Raw genomic sequence first — 18144 nt, forward strand, 5'->3', positions numbered from 1 at the left:
ACTGCGCAAGTGATTGCTTCCTTGTCGGAATTGAAAGGTTCCTCGGTCGAAGAGCCGTCGGGCATCGTGATTTTGTACCGATCCATACATCGACTATTGCGGGTTGATCCGTCTCCGACAACCCGAGTTCACGGAAATATCGGTCTGGGAGTCAGGCGGATCAGCGGGTCCAATACTCTTCGGGACGTTGACCCGGACGGAATCCGTAGTGCGCGAGCATCGCGGTCGCTTCCGGAAAATTGGCTGCCAGAGCTTCGGGCACATGTGCATCGCTGCCGAATGTCACCGCTTTACCTCCCTCTTCGCCCCACCATTGGGGTATCCAGGGCAACAGCCGACGGGTGTTCATCTCGAGGATCCGGTCGCTGTCGGCGATGGCGCGCATCGCATTTCGGAATCCCTCTTCGAATCGACGGGGATCGAAAGGTCCGGCACTTTCGATCGGCCATGCACGAACCGCGTAGTCGATATGGGCGAACACCTCGAAGGTCCGAGAGCCAGCCACCATACGCGGGATCTCATCGAGGTATGCCCACATGACTTCGTCGGCGCTCCACTTTCGAAACAGAGTGTTCGGTTCACTCCGATCGTCGCCGACTTCGAGCGTGTGCAAGGAACCCAATACCCGGTCGATGACACCGAGATCAAGGAGGTGCGACGCCTGCGCTTCGTGCAGGTGCGGTTGTCCGAACTCGACGCCGGTGAGTATCCGCAATTCAGGAAAACGGTGTCGGCATCGTTCGATGCTGTCGAGATAGCCGTCGACGTCGAGGATCGGTGCGCGGACATAGCCGTCGGTGCTCAGCAGGTGATGTTGATGGGGCATCAGATCTGCGGCGGTTGTGCGCCACCGAGCATCGAAGTCGAGATGCTCGGTGAACACCAACGCCGGCAATCCGATTGCTTCGGCACGCGCGCAAGTCTGTTGCATTCGTCCGGATGCGTGCGACAGCGGTCCACCGGTGTCCCACGACCACTCGCTGTGAACATGACTGTCCGCGGGTAGTTGCATGTTCAGTTCGTACCAGCTCGGGAGATATCAGTTCAAACCTTTTTGGTCTGGCCGAGGAATCGAACTCCTCGCGGCAACGTGGGCAGGGAGTTGAGGCATACCCAGAAGGGCTTGTTGCTACCTTCGTGCGCCGTCGCACAGCACGCTCGTCGACATGTCTTGCTAGTTGACTCGAGAGGTTGTTCGCGAGTTTGTTGCAAGGGGAACAGTTATCGCAGTAAAAACCCTAGGGTTCGTCGGGACGGATCGCGCGTCGCATTTGGACTTCAGAGAGTGCAAACCGAGAAGGACGGAATCCTGTCGGTGGGGTCATCTAAGATGCAATCCAAATACCGATGCTCACGTCGGGAGACGGAATAGATTTGGGTGGCAGTCGGAATTAGGAATGCGTCGTTTGTTGGCGGTTGGTTAGTCATAGTGATTGTCCGTCAGTGCAGAACACCGGTTCCCGCATTGCGTCAGCCATTCGAACCGAATCCAAGCGAACTGCAATTCGGAGTTCCGGATGCCTTTCCGATAGAGCGAACAGCCTGCGAAAGGGCCAGGAATGGTTGATGCTGGAGTGGCGCTGCAACACGCAGTGGAACGAGCCGTCGCTAGTGGCAATCGTGAATTGGAAGAACTCGACGCCTTGATCAGCTCTCTGGTCAAACAGTTTGCACTGCCTGCCGGAGCACATTCCGCGGCCACATCGGGAGCAGGTCTCAGCCCTGAGCTTGCCGAAATCGCAGACGGGTTCGAGCGCAGCCTTCGCACTCACTTGGCTGACCAGCGCCGCATGTTATCGACGTTCAACATTGCATTTTTCGGCAGAACCGGAGCTGGAAAGAGCACGTTGCTCTCAGCGTTCGGTGGGCTCGATGGTGGCTATGTCTCGCCTGGTGAAAGCGATTGGACCACCGACGTCACAGAGATCGCATGGAATAGCTGCCGGTTATGGGATACGCCCGGGATAAATGGATGGGGGCGCACTCAGTCGAGGGTTGATCTCGAGGAAACCGCAAGGCGAGCCGTCGAGATTGCAGACGTGGTTCTCTTGTGCTTCGACAGCCAGAGCCAGCAAGATTCGGAGTTCACGAAAGTCTCTCAGTGGGTGCGTGCGTACGGAAAGCCAGCCGTGGCGGTATTGAACGTTCGCAACCTCCGCTGGCGACACCCCGCCAAGGTAGCGAGCCAATCTGCGCGCCAATCGCTGTCTCGCGCAGTTCGAGAGCATGTCGATTCGATCGCAACAGAGTTGGCCAAGATTGATCTTCCATTCGCCCCGATCGTTGCAGTTCAAAGCCGCCGGGCATTGTTCGGTCGCGCGAGTACTCCGTTCAAAGGCCCTGCGGGACGGAATTTTCTGTCGGATCGTGAGCAATTTGGCGTGGAATACCTCACCCACTGGTCGAACTTCGGGGTGCTGGAAGAACTACTCGCTGCGTCGATAGTCGAGGGTGGTGCCGAGCTACGGCAAACCTCGCTGCGTGAGGGCTGCCGTGGTGTGCTTGACCTGACGGCCGACAGGCTCGAGCGAATGATTGCGGGCATAGAACCAAGAGTTGCTGCCGCGGAGCGCCAGATCGACCAACTCCTGGACGTCTTGGGGTATATAGACGGCGATGAGCGAGCAAAGTATCTCGGCCGTGATGATGGTCTGGATCTCCTGTCCGCTTTGGAAGACACGCGTGGACAGACGTTCACAGCAACTCCCGAAGGCACGCTCGATCGACATATGAGCCACCTGATCAAATCGCACCTGTCGGGACTTCGTGAAGCTTCTATCGTGAAATCAGACGAACTGGCAGCCACTGTTTTCGAGAGTGGCAACTCAATCGACGACGAATTGTTCAGTAATACAGTTTTCGCGATGAACGATATCCAAGCGGCAGTTGTGACGGTTTGGAACTCGAAGGCAGCATTCCTGATGAGGGAACTGAAGCTGGCGAGCGTCGACGAGGCGCCCGACATCACCGAATCGTCGACCGATTCGGCGACCTTGGATGGGCATGCAGGTCGTATGAAGTCGAACCTGGCCAGGTCCATGAAGATCGCCGGGATGGCCGCCGGTGGTGCGGCGGGTGCCATCTTCGTTCCAGCCGTCGCGAACGTCTGGAATCCTGTTGGTTGGGCGGGCGCGGCCGTTGCAGTCGGGTTGGGTGGCGCATCCCAAGCCGGTCGCTACATCGGCGAACGGGTCGCCGCAAGCACTGAAAAGCAGGGCGCTTTGGCAAGATTCGATTTCGGGCGGCAATCCAGATCTGCAGTTCATCGGACTTACGACCGGATCGAGCAGGAACTGCGCGAGCATGGACGAGATGTGTCTTGGCAAGCGGCAGAGCCCGTTCTGTCAGAACTGATGGGCGAAGCACTTGCGTTGCGAAAGGATCGGAAGGACGCAGCTCATCTGGCAGCTCGCCTCCGTCAGGCATCGGAGTCGCTTCCGCTGGCGACAGATGCAAAATCGGTTTTGGAACGTGCTCAAGCACGCGTCCTGGCCGACCATTCGGCGCTGCGGCCGGGCGAGGGTGGGGCGTCCGGAGCAGATGCGAGGGGCTCCGTATCCGGACGTAAAATCTGGTTGGGTGAAGATTGGTTCGAGTCCGGATCCCTGGACAAGAATGCGGTTGAGACGGAACGACTTCCGGTCTTCGTAGAACGGGACAACGTGGATCTGTCGAACCTGAAGCAGGCACTTTTGAAAGCATGGGACCTACCCGCTGATTCGTCTGTCGCCGAACTGATCCGAGAGATCGAGGACGCGACCGTCCTTGATGCGCAGATGTCAGGTGCTTCGCACAGCCAGGTAGCAATCAAGCCAGCCATCGTCGTGCTGGGTGACTACAGTTCGGGGAAGTCCAGTCTGATCAAACGTTTGTTGGTGGAGATGAGCGGTCAGGTTCCTGCGAACCTCCGTGTGCGGGGTGGTGCGGCGACAAGCGCGGTTGAGCGTTACGACCTCGGACATATCCAGTTGCTCGATACGCCAGGGTTTCAGAGTGGCAATCGCGAACACGACGCCTTGGCGTTGAAATCTGCCGGCGAGGCTGCGCTTGTACTCGTCGTTTTGCACGTCAACTTGCTCATCGGCGACATGACCCTTCTCCGAGGGATTGTCGAAGGGACACACGAGACTGTTGCCAAAGGTACTCGAACGATCTACCTGATCAATCGATCTGATGAGTTGGGCGTCGATCCCACCGCCGCACCGGAGGACTTCCTTCTGTTGAAGGATCGCAAGAAGGCGGAACTCATTGCGGCGTTGGGTTCATGTGGGATCGAGGTGAACGCGAACCAGGTTCACGTTCTCTCCGGTGATCCGTTCGGAGAGATCGGCGCACGTACGGACGTCAGCCGTGAAGATTACGCGCAGCACCGCGATTGGGACGGTGTCGAACCCCTCGTGCGGATGCTCGACTCGTACTCGAGAAAATCGGGGAGTGCCGGTGTGAGCGGAGCACAGCTCGATACAGCAGTGAATATGCTGCTGCAGGGGCGCAATCGAATTGAGCAGAAGGTTGCGGAGTTGCGGGGTGAGGAGACGGCCCGAACCTCGCTGGAACAGTCAATTCGAAACTGCCAGCAGGATTCCGAGTTACTGGAGAAGTCGCTTCGGCAAGATGCGCAGCGAGTCGTCGAGCCCTATGCGAATAGGTACACGGCTTACGCGGTTGGACAGGATCGTGGGGGTGTCGAGGACATTCCCGCCGCCTTGAACGGGTTGTGGGCGAATAGCGACCTCGACTCGGATATCGATCAGTTCATGATCAAAGCTCATCAAGAAATCGAGACTTGGTTCCGTACGCACGCGTCGACAATCGGGCGTGAAATGGATGCGCTGGCCTTTACGACGGTGAGGCACCGTGCCGAGGATCCCGAATCAGAATTTGTTGGTGTGGATGCGGGGAACATAGCTGCGGGTGCGGCCAAGGGAGGCTCTGCATTCGTGAGAGCGATTGCGAATCGCGACACGGTCTACGCCATCGGCAAGGGCATCGGGGTGAAGTTCAAGCCTTGGGGAGCTGTGAAAGCCGCCGGCAGGGTCGCAAAGGTTGCCCCGATCCTGGCCGCAGCCGGAGTGGCTGCCGATGCACACGCGATGGTCAAGGGTGAACTCTCAACGAATGCTCGTGAGGAGCAAAGGCGTGAGGCGGCGGGGGTCATCGAGGAGGCCGCAGCGGATCTCGTGCATCAATTACTGAACGGCATAGATGAGAACGGGCCGACACCGGTCCTTCGTGTCTCCGCAGCCTCTTTGTCCGAATATGCGAAGTTGCTCGAGAGTCAGCGACTAGTCGCAGCCGATGAAGAACGCGCGCTGATGGATACGCTCTCGAAGGTCGAACGGTTACTGTCTCAGGTTGAAAATCTGCGCGAATGCGAACGGAGCGGTGAATGAACGACATCGATGTGCTGAAGGTCAACGAATGGCTGGCCAGCCTGCCCGGTGGTTCCCTCGCAGAGAACTATGCCGAACAATGGCAGCAATTCGACTCGATCGATGCGCCTGTGTTTACGATCTTCGGATCGTACGACACTGGCAAGAGCTCGCTTATCCGACGTCTGTTGGTGGATAGTGAAGTGAGGGTGCCGGATTGGCTGACGATCAGTGCCCGGCACGAGACATTCGACGTCAATGGTGTCGAGCTGACAGGCGTCGTTCTGCGGGACACGCCGGGTCTGGCAATTGGGGCGAAAGATGCTCGGGGCGTGATGAACACGCAACGTGCAACCGAGGCAATTGGTTTAACCGATATAGCAATCATCACCGTCACAACGCAATTGGCAACCGGTGAACATCAGGTGCTTCGTGAGATCGTCGGGAGCGGATGGACGTCCGATAGCCTTTGGTTCTCCATCTCCAGGTTCGATGAAGCGGGGATCGATCCGGATGATGATCTCGAGGGGTACAGGCAACTGGCGGCTCGAAAGGCAGTGGAACTATCCGAATCATTGGAGTTGTCGGCCGAGTACCCCATTTTCGTTGTCGCCCAAGATTTTGCTCAGATGGCAGGATCGGCGAGGGAAGTCGATGCCGAGGTTTGGGACGACTCACGTCAGTGGGACGGTATGGATGCTCTCTCCGCGGCGATCAAGAGAGTCGCGGCATCTGACTTTGTTGCGCTGAGAGCGTCGACTGAGCGACGGTACTGGCGCCAAACAGTCGCCAGAATTGTCGCTGAGTTGAGAACTCAGCTGGATGCTTGTGCCCCGCTTGCTGCTCAGGCCGACGCCACAGCAGGTCGTCGTCGTCAATCGCTTGTCGCACTCGAAAGTGTCGACTCCGCGGCCAGAGACGACCTACGCGGTGCGTTGGGGGAAGCTACCCGAAGGGTCGTAGAAAGTGGAGTACTGGACCAATCGGAAGTGGTTGCGATCCTGCGGCCCACTCTTGTCGATTGGTTCGGTAAGCACCAACGTGAATTGGATCGATTGCGTCAGGATGTAGGGAAATCGGCGGAGCGCCAGCGAAATCAGCCGTCTTGGGGAAAGCTTGAAGGGCTTGTGGCGAAGATCGCCGATAACAATGAACCCGCTGCTGCGGTCCAACTCACCGCATTTGCCCCCCACGTCAGCATGGTCGGAGCGTTGTTGATCAAGCGATTGCGCGACTTCGAGCGTGGCCCGAAGGGAGCATCTTCCGGAAAAGGCGCAAATCGGGGCTCGGCCAGTCGAAGCTCTGAGCAGAATGCGTGGTCGTTGAGCGACGGCGCCGACATTGCCGCCTTCCTGTTACCGATAGTTGTTCAAATCGCCGCTTGGGTTGACGAAGTTCGCATGAATCGGGCAGTGGCTTCACAGGAGCAGAAGTCGCGGGACGAGCAGCGGGGTAAGTTGACTGCCGCGGTGAGCGCAATCGCGCTCGATTCGTGGAGTGAAGCTATTTCCGAAGTTCGGAACGAAATCGACGATGCCGGTGTGCATGCAGAACTATCTGAAGGACTTCATGATTCGATCGCGAAATTGCAGATCGCAATATCCGAGGGCGAGGGTTTGTTGTAGGCGAGTCCACCTCGAGACGAGCAGCTGGCGGGCACGGCAATCGTGGCGTGTAGACGCTCGGCCAGCGCTTTTGTCCGGTGAAATCGTCGTCGGCACGCTCTTTCGGGGCTTACCAAGAAGGGACTGCCGCACCACGTGCGAAAATGGTTGCCGCGAAACGTGTTCGACCATCGTTGCGGCAATCTCTTCGGTGGATTCTAGGTCGAGTTACATGTTGGGTAGGACCACTACAAAGAACCAACCGCTCAGGGCAAGACCGATGACGCCGGTGCAGAGGCCGACTATTGCATCCCATGGCAGCTGGCGGGCATTCGAGAGCAGATGCCCACCAGACTTCTTCGGGTGACGTCGGAGCGCGAAGATTCCCGTTGTAATCGCGCCGACTCCCAGCAGGATGCCGAAGCCGAAAGCCCAGAACAGGAGTACCGACAGCGCGCCGAGCATCTCCGACCGCTCACTCCAGCGTGCGATGCGCTGTGTCTCGGTGGGCGGAGGCCACTTGTGTGAAGGCGACAGAGCTGCTCCGAAACGACGGGTGTGGTGACGAATTGACTGGTCGCTGAGAAACATTGTCCACCACGCCTGGAGTTGAGTCGATGTGCCGCTGGTATGTACTCGTCTACCCCGTCTTCGTGGATATATGCCGCTGATTTCGAGGCTAGGTGCTTGCCGCTTCTTCCCAGGAGTTTCCGTTCCACACGATGGAGATGGGGTATTCGTTGTTGACCCCGTTTTCCCAGTAGTCGATGACGCCGTGGCGCTCCGATTCGAGTTCGATCCAGCCGATGCTGAATCCCCCTCGAAGTACGCGTTGAGCCCGGCGGTCGATCTTGTCCAGTGAACTGCAGAGTCCTCGCACGCGGGAGTCGATCCAGCCCGCAGAGGGATCAAGAACGGTGATCTCGACGATGCTCGCGTCGCTCAGCGGAATCTCGATGAGAAGCTCGCCGGAATCTCGTACCTCTCGGGTCGAAAGATTCTCGTAGGCGTGCAACAGCTCTCGCGGTTCGAACAACGAAGGGTTGCCGTCGGACCGTCGAGACCAACCGAAACGCTGCACGGACACATTGTCTCCCACGAATTGCAGGAATGTCATTCGATGTGAATGAGGCCGTCCAGGGCGTCCAGTACCCGGTCCAGTCCGAACTCCCACGCCGCCTCGGGGCTGTACGGGGAGTTCTTGGCCTCGCCGGCCGCCCCTCCGACTCGCTGCGCCAGCGGGAAGTCGTCGCCGAGATAAGCAGCCAGACGCTGGTTCCAGGACGACCACACCTCGGCCATGTCGGCTGCTCGAGGGTCAGGGCGCCGCGCTTGCGCCGAGGATCGTGCGAAGTCGGCGACAAATGTCAGGGCGGAGTCCCGGTCGATGTCGGTCAGTCCCGTGCCGTCGAAGGCGTGAAGTTCGTGGTCGTACTTCGCGATAGTTCCCGGACCCAACGCGGAGCGCTGATCGGAGATGTCCAGGAGCCACCAATGCTCCGTATAGAGGACAAGTTCTTCCTCGGCGACCCGACGCACACGTTGGCGCCAGGTCATGTTCCCGTACGGCAGGAGTGGGCTGTGTCCGTGTACGGCGTCGACCATGAGCACCAGCAGATCGTCGCGGGATCCGACGTGGGTGTACACCGCCATGCCCGAGATTCCGAGTTCGGCGGCCAATCGGCGGACCGTCACGGCGTCGAGGCCGTCGGTATTCGCGACGGAGATCGCGACGTCGACCGCCTGTGAGGTGGTGACCTTCGCTCGCGGGCCGCGGGTGCCACCCTTCGGCGCGAGGGGGTGATCGCGCCAGAGCAGGTCGATCAGTTCGCGCGCCATCAGTCGTCTCCAGAAATCGGGAATACCTCAACGGTGGTATACCTTATACGGTGCATACTGTATGCACTGCATAAGGTTTATCGATCATGGGAGGCCCACGATGAAAATCACCAGCACTGCTCTGTCCTTGAACGTCGACGACACCGACGCATCGGCAGACTTCGCGAAAACCCATTTCGGTTTCACCGAGGCCATGGCCGATGACGGCTTCGTTTCCCTGAATCATCCGGATGCCGGGGTCAACGTGGTCTTCCTGCGCACCGGGCTCGGGACGTTCAAGCCCGACTTCGTCGCAGGTCCGGCCGGTCAAGGCATGCTCATTGCATTCGTGGTCGACGATGTCGACGCCGAGTTCGCCCGCATCGCTGCTGAAGGTGCCTCCGTCGTCACCGAACCGGAGACGGAACCGTGGGGTGAGCGTTACTGCCAGTTCGTCGACGCCAACGGAATCGTGTGGCAACTCGTTCAGTGGGTGTGAAGAACCCGAGCGCTCGGCTCCGCGGCGCGCGGCACAGAACGTAACCAGAGGGCGCGTTCGACGGACTGGGCTTGGAAGCGCTGCGGTGAGATCCCGTGCGCAGTGCGAAACGCTCGGCTGAATGCGGGCAGGTGCGCGTAACCCAGGTTCCTCGACACCGTGCCGGGTGCAACCCCGAGTTGGAGTTGGGTGCGTGCCTGGGTCATCCGTGAAAGCGATCGCCACTGCGGATACGTGGTGCCGGTTTCGATACGGAACTCCCGGCGCAGCCTGGCCGCGTCGGTACCGAACTCTTGCGCCCACTCGTCCAGAGTGCGAGGGTCGGCCGGGCGGGCGGCGATCGTCGCTGCCAGTCGTGTGGCAATCGAATCGGCGGGCGAGGTGTTCGAAACCGGTTGTGCAAGAGGGCCGGTGGCGATGATGTCGAATGCCGTGGCGCTGTCGTGGCCGCGCGGGCGCAAGGGCGTGTATGCGGCGACGAAAGTGTGCAGCAATGCCAACTCGTCAGCGGGGGAGAACTGCACGGTCTCGAGGGCGTCGGCAGATACGGTCGACCCGTTCGAGGAACGGAAGCCGAGCGGCAGAAGCAGTGAACCAGTCGGAACCGTGACGGTATTGAGGACGCCTGCAGGAAGAATCATGGCCTCTCCGGTGCGCAGTTCCCAGCTGCGGTCCGCGACGTCCACCCGGGCTTGGCCTCGGTAGACCCACACGGCGACGTGGGCGCCGTTGACGCGCGGCCACGTCGCATTGGCCGGTATCGGCGGCGCTGTTTCCCCGGGCTGCCTGGTCTCTGCGAGCATGCGGACCAATGCTTGATCGTTGTCGGTGTCCACGCTGCGATCGGTTGGACCGGAGAGGGCCCGGCGGCGATAGTCGCTCGGGCTCTCTCCCATCTGGGACCGGAACGCACGCGTGAATCCGCTGCCCGTTTCGAAGCCGACTTCGTTTGCAATCCAACCGATCTCGCGGTCCTGCTTCAGGTACTCCAACGACGCGGCGATCCGAGCTCGAAGCCGCCAGCGCGTGAAGGTGAGGCCGGTTTCTTCCACGAAGTATCGCTGGAGCGTTCGAATGCTGATCCCGGCACGCTTCGCGAATTGTGCCTCGGTGTCGTCGGTGCCAGGTGTTCGCAACAGGGCGTGCGCGATCTCGAACGCTTCCCGTGATTGCGGCAATTGCGGCAGCGAGGTGGCCCCGTCGTCGGCCCGGGTAATCATTTCGAACAAGGACGACGGGTGTGCAGCGTCGCCGCGCAGATAGCCCAGGTTGTGAACGAACTCGTGGATCAGTCTGTCTTCCCATCCGGGCGGAACGCGCAGACGCGTCACGGTAGCCGGCCCGGCGCTGACGCCGTTCGAGGGCGGAAGCAGGATGGGAAACGCGACGGAATCCGAGTCCGTCTCCATCGAATATCGCACGCCCGCCGGGATCCACAACAACTCGCCTGCCGGCACCTCGTAGACGGTCGATCCGGTCCTGACGCGTCCACTGCCTGCGAGAACCCAGAACAACAGGGGTGAGCGGCCGATGCTTGGCTCGGTGCGGCAGGCGTGGATCGGCCCCAAGTCGATTGCGTCCGACCTTCCCGATAGTGGTAACACGTTGGCGCTCCTGGACAACCCTTGCGACTTAAGTATGGCTAACTTTACCTCTGCCGACTGCGTTCGCAGCGGCGCACTCTCGTATCTTCAGAAAGCCACATACTCATGCGCAGATCTCTACGCCCGACGGCGGCAGTACTCGCCGCGGTCGTCGCCCTCGCTCTTGCCGGCTGCTCGAATTCGTCAGGTAGTGACACCGGAACCGAGGGCACCCAGGAAACCTCCGGGGCCACCGAGGGCTGGCCGCGCACCGTCGATCACGGCGGCCGCAGTACCGAGATCACTGCAAAGCCGACTCGGATCGTGTCCACCTCGCCGTCGTTGACCGGCACGCTGCTTGCGATCGGAGCGCCGGTGGTCGCGAGTGCGGCGACAACGCCGTCGGGAATGACCGATGACCAGGGGTTTTTCTCCCAGTGGTCGGGCGTGGCGGCTGATCGTGGCGTCGCGGTGCTCTACCGAAATCTCGAGCTGGACCTCGACGCGATCGAGACCTTCGAGCCCGATCTGATCATCGGCTCCGCCAACGGCGGCGACTCGACACTCGATGCCTACTCACAGCTGAGCGACATCGCACCCACTGTTCTTCTCGACTACGGCGCCAGCTCCTGGGAGGAGCTCGCTGATCAGCTCGGGACTGTCACCGGACTCGAGAGCGAGGCCGCCAAAACCGTCGACGAATACGACAGCTGGGTCACCACCCAAGCCGCGAAGATCAAACTTCCCGAGCAGCCGGTGACGGCACTGGTCTACATGGGTGCCGACGGTGTCTGGACGTTCCGAGCCGACAGCCCGCAGGGCAATCTGCTGGGCTCGCTCGGCTTCACCTATGCCGAGCCCGCCGAGCAGTTTGTCGCTCCGGACAAGCGGGGTGCCTCCGGCGTCGCGATCGTCAGCTCCGAAAACATGTCTGCCGCACTAGACGGGGCGCAGACGCTGTTTGCCGTCTCGATGGGGCCCAAGGACGTGGAGAAGCAACTCGCGGCCGACCCGCTCCTTGCGAATCAACCTGCGGTCAAGGGTGATCGGGTATACGCGATGGGAACGGCAGCCTTCCGTCTCGACTACTTCAGTGCAAAGCAGACGGTCGAGTCGCTGGTGTCCACGTTCGGTGGATGACCGCGTGGGTGTTTCTGTGCAGTCCCGGACCGAAGCGCCACTGCGGTCCGGGACGGCAGCGCGTGCGGGGTTGTTGGTCCTCGTCTCCATCGTTGTAATCGTGCTGGCATCCGTCGGCGGACTCGTCATCGGCTCACGCAACATTCCCGTCTCCACTGTCCTCGATGCAGTTCTTTCCTACGACGCCGGTAACAACGAGCACCTGATTGTGATCGAATCACGTTTGCCTCGAACAATTCTCGGGCTTGTGGTCGGGGCCGCGCTCGGACTGGCCGGCGCGCTGATGCAGTCGATCACCCGCAACCCTCTAGCCGATCCGGGACTACTCGGTGTGAACGCCGGAGCATCAGCAGCAGTCGTCATTGCGATTGCCTGTCTGGGGGTGACTTCGGTCGGCGGCTATCTGTGGTTCGCGCTTGCCGGCGCGGCCGTTGCCTCGGTAGGTGTGTACATGTTGGGGTCGGCGCATCGCAGCGCCGCGACCCCAGCGCGCATGGCGCTTGCCGGTGCCGCTGTTGCGACGGCGATCACGGCTCTCACCAGCATGGTTCTCATAAGCAACGAGGCCGCATTCAATCAGTTCCGATTTTGGGCAGTGGGTTCGTTGCAAGGCCGCGGCGGAGACGTGATCGTCACTGTTCTGCCCTTCGTCATCGTCGGTATCGTGTTGTCGTTGTTGCTGATTCGTCCACTCAACGCAATCGCGCTCGGCGAGGATGTCGCCAAAGGGCTCGGTGCCAGCACCGGACCCGCACGGGTCGGATCCGCTGTCGCAGTCATCCTGCTGGCAGGGGCCGCAACTGCGGCGGCTGGACCGCTCGGATTCGTGGGCCTGGCTGCGCCGCACATCGTGCGCGGCGTCGTCGGGCCGGATCTGCGATTTCTTCTGCCGTGCGTGCTCGTTGTCGCCCCGGCATTTCTGCTCTTGGCCGACGTTCTCGGTCGCGTTGCCACAGCGCCGGGAGATCTGCAGACGGGGATCGCCGTGGCGGTGCTCGGTGGCCCCTTGTTTGTTGCGCTTGTTCGCTCGCGGCGGGTGGCGTCGCTGTGAATGCGATTGCAGCGCAGCCGGTTCCACCGCTGTTCCGCGGTTGGGTGGTTCGAATCGGGTCGTACTCGTGGCGGATAGTTCCGCGAGTGCTGTTCGTAGCCGTGGCAATCAGTGCGGCATTGGCGGCGCTCTCGTTTGCCACGCTGATGTATGGAACCCTGGATCTGTCCTTGGGTGAAGTATTGCGTGCCCTGCACGGCGAAGGCGCCCCAGCGGCGGTTCGGTCCGTCCAGAATCGCAGGCTGCCGCGGCTGATCACGGCGATCGGCGTGGGCGGAAGCCTCGGTGTGGCCGGCGCGGTTTTCCAGACGCTTTCGCGCAATGTTCTCGGCTCGCCGGACATCATCGGTTTCACCACCGGCGCTGCGACTGCAGCCGTGGTTCAGATCGTCTTCTTCGGAGGCGGGGTACTGCAGACCGCGGGCGCCGCTGTTCTCGGCGGCATGCTGACGGCGCTTCTGGTGTACGCGCTGGCACGCAAAGACGGCGTCAGCGGCGGTCTTCGACTTGTCTTGGTCGGTATCGGCGTGGGCGCGATGCTGAGCGCCGTGATGTCGTTCCTGGTGGTGCGTGCGGATATCGACGACGCCACCGTTGTGCAGCAGTGGACGGCCGGCTCGCTGACCGGGCGCGGTTGGCCACACGCGGTCAGTGTTGCGATCGCCGTCGGTGTTCTCGTTCCTGCTCTCGTCGTGGTGTCCCGGCGCGTCACCATGATGGAGATGGGCGACGACGCTGCGTCCTCGCTCGGGATCTCCGTGGAGCGATACCGATTTGCCGGCATTCTGCTTGCGGTCGCGCTCACCGGCGCGGCGACCGCGGCCACCGGCCCCATCGCATTTGTGGCGCTCGCCGCTCCCCAGATCGCACGACGGTTGGCACGGCGCAGCGGTGTTCTTGTCGCGACTTCCTTCCTGCTCGGCGCAGTTCTGCTGGCGGGCGCCGACTTGATCGCGCAAGCGGTCGAGGTCGGTCTCCGCACTCCGGTCGGTCTCGTCACCAGTCTGCTCGGTGGTGCCTATCTGATCTGGCTGCTCGCTCGTCAGGCCTGAAAAAACTCGCTACGAAAGAGATTCATGACTACTGCCACCCCAACATCGCGGCTGCGCGCCGAGAAGATCGAACTACGGTACGCCGATCGAACCATCGTGGACGAGTTGAGTCTCGAGATCCCCGATGGAGGGTTCACCGTCGTCGTCGGACCGAACGGGTGTGGCAAGTCGACTTTGTTGCGTGCGCTCGGCAGAATGCTCGCACCTCGATCGGGTCGTGTTGTGCTCGACGGTAACGATATTCGGTCCTATCGAACCAAAGAAGTCGCCCGGCGAATCGCCCTGTTGCCACAGTCCCCGCTCTCTCCTGGAGCGATCAGTGTCGCAGACCTCGTATCCCGCGGCCGATATCCGTATCAGAGCATGCTGCGCCAGTGGTCACCCGAAGACGAGCATGTTGTCTCCGAGGCCCTGAATGAAGTCGGAATGCGATATGCAGCAGACCAATTGGTGGACGAGCTGAGTGGGGGACAACGTCAGCGGGTATGGATCGCCATGACGCTTGCGCAGCGCACCCCGGTGTTGTTGCTCGACGAACCGACCACCTTTCTCGACATCGCACACCAGATCGAGGTTCTCGACCTCTGTTCCCAACTCCACCAGTCCGGTCGAACATTGGTCGCGGTCCTGCACGACCTGAACCTCGCGGCCAGATATGCCACGCACGTAGTTGCCATGCGGTCCGGAAAAATTGTCATGCAGGGCAGTGCCTCGGACGTCTTCACCCCTGAGTTACTGCGCGAAGTCTTCGACCTCGAGGCGCTGGTTCTCGAAGACCCGGAAACCGGACGGCCACTTGTTGTTCCGCGTGATCGAAGACCTGTCAGTCAGCTACCCGTCCACAACTGAACCACCGATCAGGAGATATCAATGACTACCGCATCTCGACCTGAAGAAACTGAAACGTCTGCGTCGGCAAAGGCGCCACGCGGAGAAGACCACGACCGCGGTCTCAACGACGTGGTTGCCGTCGTCGAACGCGTCGAACGGCCGACCGAGAGCATCTTGCGCATCGCCGTCCAGTTGACTTCGTCGGCGGACGACCCGAATTGGTTGCGGCCCAACGTCGCATTTCGCATCCAGCTCGGTCCGCAGTACGGCGACGTCTCTCGCGTCTACACGGTGCGCACCTGCAACGCGCCGAGCAGTTCGATGACCTTCGACGTAGTGCTGCACGGCCACACCAGCCCGATGATGAGGTGGGCCGCCGACCTGCGTGTGGGTGACACGTTCTCACTCACCGGTCCTCGCCCGCACTTCCTCGTTCCCGAGATCGCCGGGCGCCGCGTCGCACTGTTCGCCGACGACACCGCGATACCTGCCCTCTATTCGATTCTGCTTCAGTGGCCCGAGGGACTGACCGGCGTCGGCTGGGTCGCCACCGGTGACGCCGAGGCTTTCGCGGAACTACCCGTGATCCCCGGCCTCGAGCTGCACCATGTCGAAGACGGCCTCGCCGGGTACGCCGTCGAACTCGATAACCCAGGAGACTACGCGGTGTGGGGTGCCGGGGAACGGGACGAGATGCGAGCCATTCGAGCGCATTTCCGCAAGACAGTCGGCCTGGCGAAGGACGATGTAGTTGTCTTCGGGTACTGGAAGCGAGGGGTCAGCACTACCGAGATAGATCAGAACCGACTTCGGAACTACACGAGCATCCTCGAAAACGGCGGCACGCTCGCAGACATCGACGATCTGGCAATCGGTATCTGATGCGACTGTTGGATTCGTCAGCCCACCGCGTGTTCTTCCGGCGCCAGGGAATTGCCCGGTGCGATGTTCGAGCAGTTGTTCGGCAACTGATTTCCGTTGAAACGGTCGTTGAGCCAGGTGATGGCGCCGGGGAGCCACAGCGCGCCACCCGGAACGTGACTGATGGTGTCGTACTGGTCGTACTGGATGGACAAACCTGCGTCGCAATAGCGAGTGGCGAGTGAGCGGACGTCCCCGGCAACCATGACTCCGTCGCCAGGGCCGACGCCCGGTCCACCTGGCTGGGTGCCCTCGAGGGCTCCGTTTGCGGCTTGAGCGATGAACATCGGGATGGTGGGTATCGGCGCGTTGCCCATGTTGATCTTGTTGGCCACGTCGACGTACTCGGGCACCGAGTTGGGGTTCGCATACTCTGGTTTGGCAAGGTCCTGCCAGGTCACCCCCGGGTACTGCAGGATGACGTTCCCGATCGAGGCATCCTCGATCCGAGGTAGGAGTTCGCGTCCGCGATCGCCGAGATACGGGTCGAAATCTATGTCGTAGGCACGGGCAAGTCCGACGACCGCCATCCCGACAACGCCTGCCCAACCGATGCTTCCGTTTGCGTACCGGAGGTTGTTTGCCGGGTTGACCAACAGACCACCCTGGGCGGCGCCGATCAGGTCCTCGTTGATGTCCGGGGCGTAGTCCGGCGCGAGGATGGACGCCCAGTTGGTGGCGATTGCTCCGCCCGAGTATCCCATCAGACCGATCTCGGCTGAGTCGGAAATACCTGTCTCGGATGTGTTGCGAGCGGCACGGAGGGAGTCGAGAGTCATCATTCCGTATTCGGGTCCTGCCGCGAAGTCCGCGTTCGGGCCCTCGGTGTCGGGAATGACGACGGTGTAGCCCAGCGCCAGTAGAGGACCGAACATGACGGCTTCGCCGGAAGCGAGAGTCCCGCCGAAGGCGACATTGCGCCCGCTGACGGTAAGGCTGCCGATCGGGGTGTCCCCCGCGATTGCTCGTGACGGTCCGTCTTCCGGGTTCAGCGAATCGTAGGCAGACTGGAACGAGACAACTTTGTCCGGCTGGGCATTGGGTGGTCGAAGAATCGATGTGACATTCGCAGACGGCCGGCCGAGAGCGTCGGTCGACCGGTACAACACCTGTACGGCTTGCAACGGGGTAGGAATGTTGACGACGTGATAGGGCAAGGTTCTCGTTTTGAGCACGGCCCCAGGCTGATACGACGACAGCGGTGCCGAACCGTCGTACTGATAGAAGGAATCCGCCGACGGTTGCGCGGCGACAGTAGGTGCTGTGATGCCTGTGAGTGCAATGGCTGTCAGCGCCACCGCTCCCTGAAAGAGAATCTTTGATGCCACGATCGACCCTTCGGTTTCGTATGTCTCTCGGTACTTGACGGGCTGGTGTGATGACGACCACACGTTATCTTACTTTTGAGTAATAAACGAGAGGCTTGCGCCGGTTGTTTGAATCATGCATGGACGCAATGTGATTGAGATCTTTGAAGTGGCCTTGCTAATTCTGCTCAGGATGCCATGTGTACGATACGACTAGTAGCTGTCGCGACGAGCTGCTGCCTTGGGCTGTTCCGGGTTGTCCGATTCCGGGAAATGTTCTGTGCTGCACGGTATTGAAGGACGAAGGAGTGGACATGGGTAAGCGCGCTCCCGATGACGGCGTGTTTCGAGACTCGGCCGGCGCCCAGGCTGGACTGCTCACTCCTCCGAGCGGTGCACGTAGCGAGGCGGCCCACGAGAAGGCCCTTCGGTCAGCGGAAGCGCTTCTGAAATCCGGGGGAATGAAGGCGGCGACCATCGATGCGATCTCCGAGCAATCGGGCGTCAGCAAAGTCACGCTGTATCGGCACTGGCCGTCGCGGCAGGCGATCGCCGCTGAAGCGTTCGGTGTGCTCATGGCCCGGCACTTGACGTTTCCGGAGACCGACAGTGCGCAAGACGATTTGAACGATTACCTCGAGGACATCGGAAGGTTCTACCGAGGTCCACTCGGGTCGATCTTTGCCGAACTTGTCGGCGCGTGTGCCAACGACCCGACGACGGCTGCATACTTCCGTACCTTCTTCCTCGACGAACGTCGTCGCGGCTTCGCCGAACTGATTCGACGATGCGTTGAGTCCGGATACTTCCGCGACGACATCGAGATCGAGGAAGCGATCGATCTCTTCTTCGGTCCCTTGATCTACCGGATGTTGGTGGGGCACGCGAGTATCGACGACAACACGGTGCGCTCGATCATCGATCATGCAGTTCGTGGACTCCGGAACGGTGTCTAAAGGGGATATT

General features: G+C 60.8%; 16 protein-coding genes and 1 pseudogene. 10 read left to right on the plus strand and 7 right to left on the minus strand.

The annotated features are described in order from the left end of the window. Positions 1-160 precede the first annotated feature (160 nt). Positions 161-1012, minus strand: coding sequence for a PHP domain-containing protein (locus tag QRN54_RS03585; RefSeq protein WP_073512494.1), 852 nt, complete (start codon positions 1010-1012; stop codon positions 161-163). Positions 1013-1790: 778 nt separating this feature from the next. On the opposite strand from QRN54_RS03585, the pseudogene QRN54_RS33580 reads away from it, so the two are divergent. Beyond that, a pseudogene (locus QRN54_RS33580) lies at positions 1791-2132 on the plus strand (GTPase); the annotation flags it as partial. A 330-nt stretch (positions 2133-2462) separates the two neighbouring features. Here QRN54_RS33580 and QRN54_RS03590 read toward each other — a convergent pair. Beyond that, positions 2463-2729 carry a hypothetical protein gene (locus tag QRN54_RS03590; protein WP_223304485.1) on the minus strand — a complete coding sequence of 89 codons (267 nt, stop codon included), beginning with the start codon at positions 2727-2729 and terminating at the stop codon, positions 2463-2465. A gap of 135 nt (positions 2730-2864) precedes the next feature. On the opposite strand from QRN54_RS03590, the gene QRN54_RS03595 reads away from it, so the two are divergent. Both QRN54_RS03595 and QRN54_RS03600 read left to right on the plus strand, forming a co-directional pair. Then, positions 2865-5393 carry a LeoA/HP0731 family dynamin-like GTPase gene (locus tag QRN54_RS03595; protein ID WP_223304483.1) on the plus strand — a complete coding sequence of 843 codons (2529 nt, stop codon included), beginning with the start codon at positions 2865-2867 and terminating at the stop codon, positions 5391-5393. After that, the gene (locus QRN54_RS03600; RefSeq protein ID WP_285181596.1) at positions 5390-6997 is read left to right on the plus strand and encodes a GTPase domain-containing protein; all 1608 of its coding nucleotides are present in this window, start codon (positions 5390-5392) and stop codon (positions 6995-6997) included. Before QRN54_RS03595 ends, QRN54_RS03600 begins: the two co-directional genes overlap by 4 nt. Positions 6998-7204: 207 nt before the next feature. Here the strand turns inward: QRN54_RS03600 and QRN54_RS03605 are convergent, their stop codons facing one another. The 3 genes from QRN54_RS03605 to QRN54_RS03615 form a co-directional block, all read right to left on the minus strand. Next, on the minus strand, positions 7205-7567 hold the full coding sequence (locus tag QRN54_RS03605) for a hypothetical protein (protein ID WP_223304476.1): 363 nt from the start codon (positions 7565-7567) through the stop codon (positions 7205-7207). Positions 7568-7655: 88 nt separating this feature from the next. Further along, positions 7656-8093, minus strand: coding sequence for a hypothetical protein (locus QRN54_RS03610; protein ID WP_075834825.1), 438 nt, complete (start codon positions 8091-8093; stop codon positions 7656-7658). Next, positions 8090-8815 (minus strand): TetR/AcrR family transcriptional regulator, encoded by a 726-nt coding sequence (locus tag QRN54_RS03615; protein ID WP_075834823.1) that lies wholly within the window; start codon positions 8813-8815, stop codon positions 8090-8092. The genes QRN54_RS03610 and QRN54_RS03615 overlap by 4 nt, the downstream gene beginning before the upstream one ends. A gap of 100 nt (positions 8816-8915) precedes the next feature. Between QRN54_RS03615 and QRN54_RS03620 the strand changes: the two genes are divergently transcribed. Continuing rightward, on the plus strand, positions 8916-9293 hold the full coding sequence (locus QRN54_RS03620) for a VOC family protein (RefSeq protein WP_285181597.1): 378 nt from the start codon (positions 8916-8918) through the stop codon (positions 9291-9293). Here QRN54_RS03620 and QRN54_RS03625 read toward each other — a convergent pair. After that, positions 9281-10897, minus strand: a complete 1617-nt coding sequence (locus tag QRN54_RS03625) for an AraC family transcriptional regulator (RefSeq protein ID WP_285181598.1) — start codon at positions 10895-10897, stop codon at positions 9281-9283. The two genes, QRN54_RS03620 and QRN54_RS03625, sit on opposite strands and share 13 nt — an antisense overlap. A 105-nt stretch (positions 10898-11002) precedes the next feature. Here QRN54_RS03625 and fepB point away from each other — a divergent pair, with 105 nt between their 5' ends. Genes fepB through QRN54_RS03650 form a run of 5 tightly spaced genes read left to right on the plus strand, consistent with a single transcriptional unit; the run spans position 11003 to position 15832 of the window. After that, positions 11003-12016 (plus strand): Fe2+-enterobactin ABC transporter substrate-binding protein, encoded by a 1014-nt coding sequence (gene fepB / locus QRN54_RS03630; RefSeq protein ID WP_063315467.1) that lies wholly within the window; start codon positions 11003-11005, stop codon positions 12014-12016. Between the two features lie 4 nt (positions 12017-12020). Beyond that, on the plus strand, positions 12021-13067 hold the full coding sequence (locus tag QRN54_RS03635; protein WP_242430651.1) for a FecCD family ABC transporter permease: 1047 nt from the start codon (positions 12021-12023) through the stop codon (positions 13065-13067). After that, entirely contained in the window at positions 13064-14119 is a 1056-nt protein-coding gene (locus tag QRN54_RS03640) for a FecCD family ABC transporter permease (protein ID WP_082661421.1), read from the plus strand. The genes QRN54_RS03635 and QRN54_RS03640 overlap by 4 nt, the downstream gene beginning before the upstream one ends. Positions 14120-14143: 24 nt before the next feature. Beyond that, complete coding sequence (locus tag QRN54_RS03645) at positions 14144-14968, plus strand: ABC transporter ATP-binding protein (RefSeq protein WP_007735712.1); 825 nt, start codon at positions 14144-14146, stop codon at positions 14966-14968. A 21-nt stretch (positions 14969-14989) separates the two neighbouring features. Further along, entirely contained in the window at positions 14990-15832 is an 843-nt protein-coding gene (locus tag QRN54_RS03650; RefSeq protein WP_058038429.1) for a siderophore-interacting protein, read from the plus strand. A 17-nt stretch (positions 15833-15849) separates the two neighbouring features. Here the strand turns inward: QRN54_RS03650 and QRN54_RS03655 are convergent, their stop codons facing one another. Further along, positions 15850-17199: a lipase family protein gene (locus QRN54_RS03655; RefSeq protein WP_058038488.1), complete on the minus strand. Its 1350-nt coding sequence runs from the start codon at positions 17197-17199 to the stop codon at positions 15850-15852. 293 nt (positions 17200-17492) lie between these two features. Between QRN54_RS03655 and QRN54_RS03660 the strand changes: the two genes are divergently transcribed. Then, on the plus strand, positions 17493-18134 hold the full coding sequence (locus QRN54_RS03660) for a TetR/AcrR family transcriptional regulator (RefSeq protein WP_058038428.1): 642 nt from the start codon (positions 17493-17495) through the stop codon (positions 18132-18134). Positions 18135-18144: the final 10 nt, after the last annotated feature.

It is taken from the genome of Rhodococcus sp. MEB032 (assembly GCF_030208925.1).
Classification (GTDB): domain Bacteria; phylum Actinomycetota; class Actinomycetes; order Mycobacteriales; family Mycobacteriaceae; genus Rhodococcus_F; species Rhodococcus_F qingshengii.